4 protein-coding genes are annotated in these 4,664 nt (G+C 62.6%); all 4 read left to right on the forward strand.

Annotation, left to right across the window (positions count from 1 at the left end):
* The first annotated feature begins 19 nt into the window (after nucleotides 1–19).
* Genes OC610_RS21470 through OC610_RS21485 form a run of 4 tightly spaced genes read left to right on the forward strand, consistent with a single transcriptional unit; the run spans nucleotide 20 to nucleotide 4,629 of the window.
* On the forward strand, nucleotides 20–1,996 hold the full coding sequence (locus OC610_RS21470) for a hypothetical protein (protein ID WP_408636628.1): 1,977 nt from the start codon (nucleotides 20–22) through the stop codon (nucleotides 1,994–1,996).
* On the forward strand, nucleotides 1,993–2,682 hold the full coding sequence (locus OC610_RS21475; protein WP_264430604.1) for a GNAT family N-acetyltransferase: 690 nt from the start codon (nucleotides 1,993–1,995) through the stop codon (nucleotides 2,680–2,682). The genes OC610_RS21470 and OC610_RS21475 overlap by 4 nt, the downstream gene beginning before the upstream one ends.
* Before the next feature lie 5 nt (nucleotides 2,683–2,687).
* Entirely contained in the window at nucleotides 2,688–3,863 is a 1,176-nt protein-coding gene (locus OC610_RS21480) for a GNAT family N-acetyltransferase (protein WP_264430606.1), read from the forward strand.
* Nucleotides 3,835–4,629, forward strand: coding sequence for a ChbG/HpnK family deacetylase (locus OC610_RS21485; protein WP_264430607.1), 795 nt, complete (start codon nucleotides 3,835–3,837; stop codon nucleotides 4,627–4,629). The genes OC610_RS21480 and OC610_RS21485 overlap by 29 nt, the downstream gene beginning before the upstream one ends.
* Nucleotides 4,630–4,664: the final 35 nt, after the last annotated feature.

A 4,664-nucleotide genomic window follows, 5' to 3' on the forward strand; every position in this document is an offset into this window, starting at 1 on the left:
GGGAGCGAGCTTGCTCGCGATGGGGCCGGTGCGGCGCTTGCTCAAAATGGGCGGCTGTCTGTGTTTCCTGTTTTTGGCAACCTCGGCCCAAGGCGCGTCCATGCAATGGACCGGCATCCGTGACGGCAGCCTGTATCTGCAAACCGACCGCCCGGACACCGTCACCGTTCGCTGGGTGCCCGCCTGGCAAGCCGAGGCCAATGCCGAACATCTGTATCTGCTCGACGGCCATGGGCGATTGGCGGGTGAGCGCCTGGTCAAGGCGGATCAGACCCGTGGCGAGCAGCAATGGCCGCTGCTGCCGGGTGCCGCCAGTTACCGGTTGGAAATTCCCGGCTACAGTTTCCGGCGCTATAGCGTCGAACACGACGCGCGCACCCGTGCCCTGTTCGCCCCGGCCAAGGTGCATTTCAGCGCTGAAGCCCACGATGGCGATGAGCTGTATTTCAAAGTGGCGGCCGGCGAACAGGCGGTGCTGGCAGGCAAGTTCCACGGCGGCGTACATGCGTTGCAAGCTCGGCGGGTTGCGGACGGCAAGCAGCTGCAACTGAATCTCAAGCCACAGCGGGCCTATTGGCAATTCGATCAGGTGGCCCTCCCGGTGGCGGACACGGACCAAATCTGGCGCCTGCATCTGCAAGGCAACGGCAAGGTCGCGTTCTGGCTGGACGGCACCGCCAACCTGTTCGCCCAAGACCCGGCGCACTTGCAACCGGTGCGCCAGGATCCGGGGCAGACCCATCTGACGCTGCACGACGAGGCGCTCGGCACGACCCCCAAGCTGGGCATATACCTGCCCTATGAATTACTGCCGCCCTCCAGCTACGCGGTGCTCGATGCGCTCAAACCCCAGGCGGCTACCCTCTACAGCTTCGTTGATGTCATGGCGGCCAAGGCCAATCACGAAGATGCTTTCCGACGCTTGTACCGGGGGCGCTTCGGCATCAGCCAAGACATTACCCTGTTGGCCGCCAGTCAGCGCCGGGCGGATCTGCAGGCCGACCGGACCAGTCTCAGCGGCCTGCAAGCCTGGCTCATGTCGACCCGAGCATCGAGCGACAACGGCGTCCACTACCTCAGTTTTGCCGATGAGCCCAACCTGAACTACCCGGACTTCGCCAGTTTCCAGCAAGTGTTCCAAAGCATGGCTGCCCAGGTCCGCGCCGATCCCGCCAACGCACGCGCCGGTGTCCGCATTGCCATACCCGCCAGCTCCCGGTTCACCAATGGCCCCTTTACCGACAATGCAGCTGACAAGCGCGGGATCGACTGGGCACGGCGCCTGCTCGCGACGTCCGACGATCAGATCGACGCCCTGGCCTGGCATGAATGGATGATCCGCGACCTGCTGGCGACCCGGGTCTACCGCGACAGCGTCCGTCAGGCCGCCAACCTGGTGGGACTGGACAGCCAGGGCCGGCCCCGCAAGGCTTTGCTATTGGACCAGACCAACATGTCCAGCGGCTCGAGCCTGAGCCCTTACGACCAGGAAACCCACTACGCCGCCTTGTGGTGGACCTCGGTAGCGATCAACGCCTCTGCGGATGGATGGCTCGACATGCTCAACTGGTTCATGCTCGCCGACGAACCTGAATACCCCAAGGGCATGGTGCGGGTGCTGGACAATGAGCGCTTCGAACTCAAGCCCGTAGGCCTGGCCCAGCAGTTCATCCAGCAGCACTGGCTCGACCAGGTGCTGCGCCTGGACAACGACGCGTTTGAAGTCGACGTACTGGCCATGGCCACCGGCAAGCAACGCAACCTGCTGGGCGTGAACAAAAGCACGCGAGCCCATCAGGTCAGCCTCGACGGCACGGCCTGCCCCCAGCCAGGCATGAGCCTGCTGTATTTCGGCCCGGACAACCGCAGCCACAACGTTCCGTTTGATTGCAAGGCCGGCCAGGTCGGCTTTCTCCTGCCAGGGGAAACCGTGTTCGCCCTCGGTTGGACAGCGCCGCTTTCACCCCAACCCGCCACCCGTCAGGAGGCACCATGAACACTTTGCAAACATTGCGTGATCGCATCCACAAAAAAGGTCTGCGCGCCGTCCTAAGGCAGCTATCCAGACGCTATATCTTTTCCCACACCCGACTGGTGTGGCTGGAGCACGATATACGGACCCCGCTCCCCCCGCACAACCTCAAGCCCTACCCACCGATGCGCCTGGAATCCATCACAGTCGCCAATGCCGATGCGTTTGCCCGGCACTTCGGCGACCGCGTCGAAACCATGCGCGAGTTGGCGGCCGAAGGCTACACAGGCTTGATGTACCTGGATGATCAGGGCGACAGCGTAGGGTTCGCCTGGGCCAGTACCCGGGACTATTTCGACCGTCATTTCTACCGCTGCAATTTTCCGATCAAGCCTGGCGAGTACTTTCAGTTCGGTGGCGAGGCCATTCGTCAATATTGGGGCACCAGCATCTCGGCGGACATGCAGTTGGAGGTGTGGAAAGTCATGGCGGACCAGGGTTGTCACACGATGGTCGATGTCTGCGATTTGCAGAACGTCCAGGCGATCAAGATGCATATCCGCATGGGCTTCCAGGAGCGCGGCAAGATCACCCACGTGTATCGCCTGTTCGGTCATTGGAGGTTCTTTCGCAACACGCTTTACCCCGGTTCTGTGCTGGACGGCTTTCGTAAACCGGCCCAACCGGTTACCTCGACAGCAGCGGCCTGACGTCCATGGCGATCCGGTTCCAATGGTGTCGCTCCCTGGGCGCAGAGGATTTCCCTGCAACAGCTTATGAACAGCTGCGAACGCAGGTGGCCGACGCAACACCGTTCAACACCCTGGCCTGGCTGCAAGCGGCGGAATTCGCCCTGGTGCCGGAGCAGCAACTGCATATCCTGCTGGGCTGGCAGGACCAGACCTTGTGCTTCTGCCTGCCCCTGATATCAGGACTGGAACGTATCGGCGGGCTGCGGTTCCGGGTGTTGCGTCATTTGGGTTTTCCAATGGCCGACCGCATCGCCCTGCTGGCGCGCATGGACGCCGAAGGCATGGGCCAGGCGTTGATGCAGATCCGTCAGCATTTGCCTCACGCGTTGCTGCAAATCAATGAAGTGATCGAGCCCGTCGGGGAGCAAAGCGTCCTCAGCGCCTGGATGGCGCTGAGTTCCACCGGAGAGCGGCGCCTCAGTTGCCGGGTTCCGGTGCACCTGATCACTGAAAGCGACCATGAGGAGATTTCTGGCGATCCACGCTACAAGCTGCGTCGAGCACGCAAGCGAATCGCGGCTTGTGGTGCCGAGATCCGTCGGATAACGCCAGACGCCATCAGTATGGGGCAACTGTTGCGCGCCCTGGCCGATGTCGAGGATGCCAGTTGGAAAGGCGAGGAAGGCGTCGGCATCTTCGCCAACCCCCTTCGCCGGCAATGGATGAACCTCGCCTTCACCGCCCTCGCCGCCCAAGGCCTGGTGCGAGTGGTGATGCTGGAGCTGAACGGCGAGTGCATCAGCTATCGCCTCGGCCTGTTGGACCAAGGCCGGCTGTATGACTACAACCTGGCGTTCCTGCCGCAACACGCCGACCTGGGCAGCGGCCGGGTATTGCTCGAAGAGTGGATTCGCTGGGGGCTGGACGAAAACTGGCGGTGGATCGATGCGTCGCGGGTCAGCCTGGAGAACTCCAACCATCAATTGCACGAACGCATGACCGGGCAACTTGAACAGTGGCGTTGGAGTTTTTACTCCTGGCAACCCGATGGCTTGCTCCTGGGGTTTGCCTTGCGGCTTTGGAAGAGCCTGAAACCCTGGCTTGGCAAGCGAAAGACCAAACCAACCGCGACGAAAGCCCCCTCTTCCAGCAAGCCCCAGGAGAACCCTCATGCCTCGCCAAGTGATCGTCAACGCTGATGACTTCGGACTCAGCCTCAGTGAAAACGACCTGATCCTGCGAGCCTTCGAGGCCGGCGTGATCAGCTCCGCCACGGCGATGGCCAACATGCCGGGGTTCGACCAGGCGTGCGAACTGTCCCGTCACCCATTGCTTGAGGGGCGCGTCGGCCTGCATTTCAACCTCAGTTACGGACCGCCGCTGAGCCAGGCGATCAAGTCACGGAAAAATTTTTGCAATGCTGCGGGCGAGTTCGACCTCAACCTCTCGCGATACTGCCTGCGCCTTGGGTCGCGAGATCTGGCGGCGGTGGAAGAAGAGCTCCAGGCCCAGTGGCAACATTGCCTTGACCGTGGCCTGCGCCCCAGTCACCTGGACTCGCATCAGCACGTGCACAACATCTGGCCGGTCGGAGCATTGGTGGCGCGCTTCGCCGCGCGACACGGCGTACCGGTGCGCCTGGCGCGCAACCTGGGGGCCAACCTGAGCGTGCCCAAGCGCATTTTCAAGACGTTGTTCAACCATCGCCTGCGCCGGCTGTGCGGCGCGACCGCCGACTACGTCTGCACACCAGCGGACCTTGACCACGCCGCACCGCCGGGCCATGGCTCGCTGGAAGTGATTGTTCATCCGCTGGAACTGGATGGCGACTTTGGTGACGCCAGCCTGGCGCCTGGCAACTCACTGACCCAGGTGCTGCACCAGCGCCTGGCGGGGGTGCCGAAGGTGGGGTATGGCGAGAATGGGCGCAGGTTCGTGCTGGTTGAATTCGGGGACGTGCACTGACGAGTGCACACGCCTGTGGCGAGGGAGCTTGCTCC

The sequence above is a fragment of the Pseudomonas agronomica genome (assembly GCF_025917275.1).
GTDB lineage: Bacteria > Pseudomonadota > Gammaproteobacteria > Pseudomonadales > Pseudomonadaceae > Aquipseudomonas > Aquipseudomonas agronomica.